Annotated in this window: 4 protein-coding genes and 1 pseudogene; all 5 read right to left on the bottom strand. The window is 30.2% G+C overall.

Features of this window, described 5'->3' with window-relative positions:
• Window positions 1-5378: sacsin N-terminal ATP-binding-like domain-containing protein (locus CXF67_RS03515; RefSeq protein WP_102087489.1), on the bottom strand; the 5378-nt coding region annotated here is incomplete at its 3' end.
• A gap of 46 nt (window positions 5379-5424) precedes the next feature.
• Complete coding sequence (locus tag CXF67_RS03510; RefSeq protein ID WP_102087488.1) at window positions 5425-5769, bottom strand: hypothetical protein; 345 nt, start codon at window positions 5767-5769, stop codon at window positions 5425-5427.
• A gap of 125 nt (window positions 5770-5894) precedes the next feature.
• Window positions 5895-6167 (bottom strand): integrase core domain-containing protein, encoded by a 273-nt coding sequence (locus CXF67_RS03505; protein ID WP_102087487.1) that lies wholly within the window; start codon window positions 6165-6167, stop codon window positions 5895-5897.
• On the bottom strand, window positions 6152-6376 hold the full coding sequence (locus CXF67_RS18615) for a reverse transcriptase domain-containing protein (RefSeq protein WP_374702237.1): 225 nt from the start codon (window positions 6374-6376) through the stop codon (window positions 6152-6154). Before CXF67_RS18615 ends, CXF67_RS03505 begins: the two co-directional genes overlap by 16 nt.
• Before the next feature lie 3 nt (window positions 6377-6379).
• Window positions 6380-6655 (bottom strand): annotated as a pseudogene (locus CXF67_RS18610) (group II intron reverse transcriptase/maturase); the annotation flags it as partial.

Genomic DNA, 6655 nt, shown 5'->3' with positions numbered 1-6655 from the left:
TCATTCACTATAAAAATGTAATGCCATTTTGCATTTTTTTCAATATTTTCTTGAATATCATAATGCTCCAAATTATAATTTTCAGGCATTCTCAAAATTCCATACTTATTTTGTGGTTTTGTAAATTCAAGTAATTCTTTTTGAGAACTAAAAATATGAGCTTGATTGTTTGTATATATTGAAAGCTTAACATGATTTTGCTTTAACCTATTCCAATGGTATAAATTTAAATACAATAATCCATTCTGTGCTGAGCGAACAATTATCTCATCATCACCTGCCTCAATATGCCAATCCTTATCTTTGATTTCGGATTTGTCATAGTCATTTTTTATTAAAATTAAGGTTTTGATTTTCGCTGTTATATTAGCGTCTAATTTTTCACTTAATTCAAATTCACCTTTAATTATATTCTTAATAAAAGTATTATCTTCTTCAGAAATATCTTTGAATGGTTCATTTTCTCTATCTAATAAACTTGAATCCTTTAGAGTTTTTCGCTCCCATTCTTTAAGGTCATTCAAAATGTCTTCAGGAAAAGAATCAGGAAGGTGTTCTAAAGGATCACTCTTAAACGATCGGGAAACATAAAAATTACCACCATCAGCAACTTTTAAATCGTGAGTAAATGTATCAATGGTAATGTTTTTAAAAGATCTTAGGTAAGGAATGTTGTCACCTTCATAAATGTAAATAGGGTAATCACTTCTATGTTCCCATTGTTTATAAAATGGCTCTTCCCATTTACTCGAATTGCTTTTTAGTTCATTCAAATCTAAAACTTTATTAACCTTAACTTCTTCGAAATTGTAGTACCTGATTTGATTTCCTATGCTATTATCAATAAATGAATAATGTAAATTTTGTTTTTTTGTTTCAGTAAAAATTTGGTGAGAATAAACATTATCTTTATGAAGTAAATTTAATTTAGAATTTGTTGAAAGCCTTATTAAACTATATACTCTTGAGTTATTCTCTTTTATATCTCTAATAATAGGAATTAAAGTGGCGCCGTAAAAACCAATATCTACTTTAATACTGTTGTTTATTTCACTTATTAAATTAATGTTTTTGGTGATAATTGAATCACTATACTTTGAAAGCCATTTAATTGTATTCCAAACTAGTTGATTGTTTCCTATTGTTTCTTCGTAAAGACTAGTCACTAAAACATCATCGTAATTTTCTGATATAATAGCCTCTCTCAATTTTACTACAGCACTATTTTCTGAATTGTAACCTAGCCTAGTAATAAATTCAGCACGTTTGACTCTTTCTTTATTCACCCATTCTTCAAGCCAATCAGGAATAAATTCAGGTTCGATAGCAAATTTTTTGTCAACGCAATTGCTTAAAGTTAAATCGTGAAATTTGAAGTCTGACAATTCAGTAAAATCTAACTTGAATAAAATGTCTAAAAACTCCTTATACGAGTTTTGAAGTTGCGTTTTACTACCATTACCTCTGTAGTAATCATGAAAATGTTGTTTTGTCCAGTTTCTATTATTGCCATACGATTTATCAAATAACTGAAAAACCACTTGCGCTTCAGAATAAAATACTCCTTTTTCATTTTCTATTTTATAATGAATTTCCTGCGGTTCTAATATTCGCGTTTTAAATATGAATTTTCTAAGATTTGTTGTATTTTTTATTGATACAAAAGATTTTAATATTTCTTCTAGTTTATCAGACTCTCCTTCATACTCAGTTAATACTTCTGATAGATTTAACCCTTTTACAATTTTACCTCTACCAAAAGAAATAGCATTACTTGTGTCAAAATCTGCTAATATCTGATCATTAATATGTGTTTTATTTTTTAACTCCTTAACAAGGTTATAAATTTCACTGGGTACTTGATCCGTTTCATCAATAGTCCTTAGTAGTTTATAAACTATTATATGCTCTGGAGAGTTGCTGTCATATTCTTTATCTGTTTCAAGTGAAAGATTAGGTAAATTAGTAATGAAACTATTTAACAGTTCAAATGAAATATTATTAGGAAGGTGTATGGCTAATTCCTGATCATACTTCCCAGAATTAATTATAGCTTTTACTAATTGCTCTCCCTGAAGTAATGCAATTTTATATCGATTTTCACTACATAAATTACTATCCAGTTCATTAAATAATACAGAAAGTTCAGTATTTGATTGAATATAGGTTTTTAAGGCTTTATCTGAACCGTCAAAAATCTTTACATCCTCAATTTCCACAATCTCATAAGTATTATTTGTATTTGCAACTAGCGTATAGTTTTTAAATAAGTTTCCAAACCCAACATCATCTTCCATCCAATCTAACAGTATGTTTGCTGTTTGCATTTCTAGCTCATCAACTTTTGACCAATCTATTTCTGAGCTGTCATCAGTTTTTATTGGGAACGCTTTGATTAATTCACCACATTCTTGAACTGGAAGTGTTTTTATCCTTGGACTATGGAATACAGACTTAATTACTTCATATTTATCATTGGAAAGCTCATTAAAAGCATTAGACCAATAAACTTTATCAGTGGCTACAAACCTTATTTCATCGTTTATATAAAGCCAAGGAATTGATGGCCATTTATTAGGATGAATATCCTCTGGCTTTTCCACCCAACTGTAGATTATTTTTAAGCCATTAACATAAACATTGATGCCTTCTGAATCAAACTGTGCAGACCATTCGTTAAACAAATCCTCATCCAGAATAAATGATATGAATATTTGGTCTTTAGCTATTAATTCCTTCCTTAAAGCATCTGGAATACTATTGTACTCAACTTCTTTTATTCTAAATTTATCGATACTATTTACCTCTAAATCTTCTTTACGACTTAGTAATTGACGCAGAGGACGAGGATTATCATTTTCATCTATAAACAATTTTAACTTGCCAAAGTATTTATCTACACCAATGCCACGCATAAAATCACTGTTCTGAAAGAAGTCAAGCAGCTTTAGTTTTGATGTAACAGGCAACTTATGAATATTGGAATTTGAAGCTACTCTATCGTAGGCAAGCGTTTTATCATTTATATAACCACTGAAACTATGCAGGTATTCTTTGATGTTCGAATACTTGTCAAGATTTAGCTGAATAATGTGATACCCCAATTCCTCTAAAAGTTTAGCATATTGCGAAGTATGCTCATTTATTAACCAAGCATCTTCCTCCTCAATTAATAGCTCTATAGAAAACGGCGAATTATTATGTAGAATGAAAGGAATCTTCCCAAAAAAATCTGGAATATATTTTACCAACTTATTTAACCATTTTAATAACTTTGGCTTTTCATACAAAGAGTTTTGAGCTATTATTCTTCCTAATCTCTCACAAATTTCTGGGCTAATTTGAGAAGCTAATAATTCTATATTGACAACCTCAACATTTAAATAATCATATTCTTTTAAGTATTTGGTCTCAAGATTAAAATGTGGTAGTTTTTTTTCTGTTCCTATAATATCATAGAAAATTTTGTTACCAAATAACTCAATCAATCCTGAATCATCCAATATGGTATTTGATAACAATTGAGTGCGATTACTATCATTAACAATAATCTCTATATTTTCAAGTTGCTCTAAGTATGTGGCGTTGTAACTATCAATGATTTGTTGAGCGGTATCGTCCTCAGGTAATAGTTTCCTTAGTAGTAATGATAAATATGAATTATAAATTGTATTGTCTTTGATAAACTCAGAAGTATAGTGTGCTATTGTTTCTATGTGTTTCTCTGCTATCCTAATCATAATATATTTATTCCAAGGATTGTCACCCTGTAACGATTCTCTTCTGGAATCTGGAATAAAATCAGCATTTACTAAAAAAGGCAGCTTGAATCTTTTATCCTCCATTGGCAAGTATGTAAATAAGCTAGAATACTCATATAAACTATTTAAATAGCCATCCTCAGCAGTAATTTTATTATCAATAATTTTTATACCAAAGGAAATTTCAGTTTCATTAACAGTTGCTAATTTGGGTGGGATGGTTTCAATTAAATCATCATTTAAATCTACAAATTCATAAACCTCTCTTTGGTTAATTACTTTGATTGATTTCTTTAAATCTATATTATGGAATAAAAAACTTTCGTTGGAAACTTCAATATCCGGATATGATATTTTTACGTAGTTAAACTTATCTTGATGATACACACTTTTGTTCCCAACATATTCAACAATTGTTTTTTCAATTTCGATTAAATTTTCATTATCACTTCTGGTTACTGTTACCCTATTTTTTGGAGACCTAAACTTTGAAGTGTTTCGTAAGAACAATAAGAATTGAGGTCTCTTGACAATATTATCAATTGCATTTAGGTAACCATCTTCTGAATAAATATGGTTTGTTCCAACTTTTAAAGCGAACTGAACAGGATTATCAAAGTCACTAAAATTACTATCATTAAATTCACTTGGTAATTTGTCTTCCCAAATTGGAATAATTTGCCAAGGAATGTCAGTGGAACTGTTGAATTGGTCTCTCTGTTCGGCATAAAGTAATTTATCTTCATCAATAAACTCGGGGTACTTTTTATACCTATCACTACTGAAATAGAAATCATCAAAATTTTTAAAGAGCGAGCTGTTACGAAGAAAAGCAAACTGATAACCACCTGATTTTAACCATACTTCTGTGCTGTTGGTGAAAACGGATTTAAAACCAATTCCTTTATAGCCTGTTTTTTTCTTATCTTTTTTCTTTGTACTCTGTGCCGCACTAGTTATAGCATTGATGTCTTCTTTACTAAAAGATACTCCATCGTGCATTACAAAGAAATAATCCCCATTAATATCAATATGAAATTCTACCTTTTTTTTACCGGGAGCATCATCCGCGTTTTGAAGTAACTCAAAAATCATCCTCTGCTTAGAAGAATACATTCCTGCACCTATTTCAAGCATTAGGTTAGCAATTATTTTGTTACCATCTGGGTCTTTTGTTCTTCTCTCGAAACGTTGTTTTATGTGTTCTTCAGCTATATCCTTATCAATAAAACTTTTTATTTGAAATACCTTTTTTAATAGCTCATTACTAAGAGTCCCTGATATATGTTTTTCTACATCTTGTTGGTTTAGATGACCATCTGATGAAACTTGTAAAGAATACGGGTTGTTTTTTCTTTTAGCACTATCGGAGTATGCTAAATCAATTTTGTAGTAATGTCCATCAATATATTTTGCAGCATTTGGCACATAAAAGGAAACTTTCTTTTGAGGTATTTTAATGTTTTCAAATTCTGGGTAATACAGTTTTTTAAGACTTACAGGGTTAATGAGGTCATTAAAAAAACCTTCTTTGTCTTTGAACTTTTTAAAAACAGCTATAAATGATAATGATTCTGTTTTCCAAAATCTTTTAAGTTGATCAGTGTAGTTTTTCATTCCTAAAAATTTAATTAATAAGCAATTCTCTTATTTCAAAATAATCCTAAATTAAAACATTTACTTTTTCTACAGACTTTTCATTTTTAAAAAGTGGCTTAACAGGATGTGATACCGTATTTCTGATTTCCCAATACAATTCACCTGCACAGAATTTTTTTCTGTAGTCTAGTAATTTTGGGTTAGAATTACTAATTTTATTACATACTTTTTCAAGAAGTGTACCTAAAGCAGGAAAAAACATATGTTCAAATATCGAATTTTTTTGATTTTTATCTTTAAGTTCTTTAAAGCTCTCAACAACTTTCTTAGCATGCTTGTCTGAGGTTTCTTCTAACCAATAAATAACTTCATCTTCCTTTAATTCAGTCTTTAAATAATTTGAAACCAACTGCTCTAAAGATCCCGTAACCTGATAAATAAAATTATATACAGCTAAGCAGTTTAAATTATTAATAGAGACTAAACCTAAAACTTCTCTACTTGGAATACCTACAAAATACGTGACTATTTTTTTTAAGCCGCTTTGTTAAATAACTTTTCTAATTCTAACTGCATCTCTAGAGGTGTTTTATAACCTAAAGTAGAATGTATTCTTTTTGTGTTATACCAACTGATATAATCCTTTAAACAATCAAATAGCTGTTGATTTGAGGTAAATTTATATCTATTAGTACATTCATATTTAATTGTTTTAAAAAGGCTCTCAGCGCTTGCATTATCCCAGCAATTGCCCTTTCTACTCATGCTTTGTTTTATCTTTATATTTTCCCTTAAAACACGAGACATTTTACTTTTCTGTAAATCAACTCTAACAAGACATAATGTTCTACTTCATCAAAGAAAGACTTCAAGTCAATATCTACAATATGCCGGTAAGCTGAATTGATAAGCTTCAAGCTTTGTGCAATGGCTTGCCCTGCATTGCGCAATGGGCGGAATCCGTAGCTGTGCTGTTGGAAGTTTACCTCAAATATAGGCTGCAATACTTGATGCAATGCTTACTGAAACACCCTATCTGTAGCCGTTGGTATCCCGAGTAACCTCGTTTTACGATTGCTTTTAGGTATTTCAACGCCTAGTATTGGAGATGGCTGATAAACTCCACTTTTTATTTGCTCAGTGTATTGCCTTCCGTTTGCTTGTCGTGTAGATTTAAGTGTTTGCACACTTTTGACATCTACTCCACCTGCTCCCTTGTTGCGGTACACCTGCAAATAGGATGCGTTTAGATTCTCTTTTGATATTAATTGTTTAATCATAAATACTGCATTCCT

This window comes from Psychroflexus sp. MES1-P1E (assembly GCF_002836055.1).
In the GTDB taxonomy this organism is placed as follows: domain Bacteria; phylum Bacteroidota; class Bacteroidia; order Flavobacteriales; family Flavobacteriaceae; genus Psychroflexus.
The sequence above is the reverse complement of the archived record's forward strand: the minus strand, read 5'-3'. Positions and strand labels throughout refer to the sequence as shown.

Coding starts and splice junctions, on each gene's coding strand:
- CXF67_RS03505 (WP_102087487.1), bottom strand. CDS start 6,167: ATGTCTCGTGTTTTAAGGGAAAATATAAAGATAAAACAAAGCATGAGT.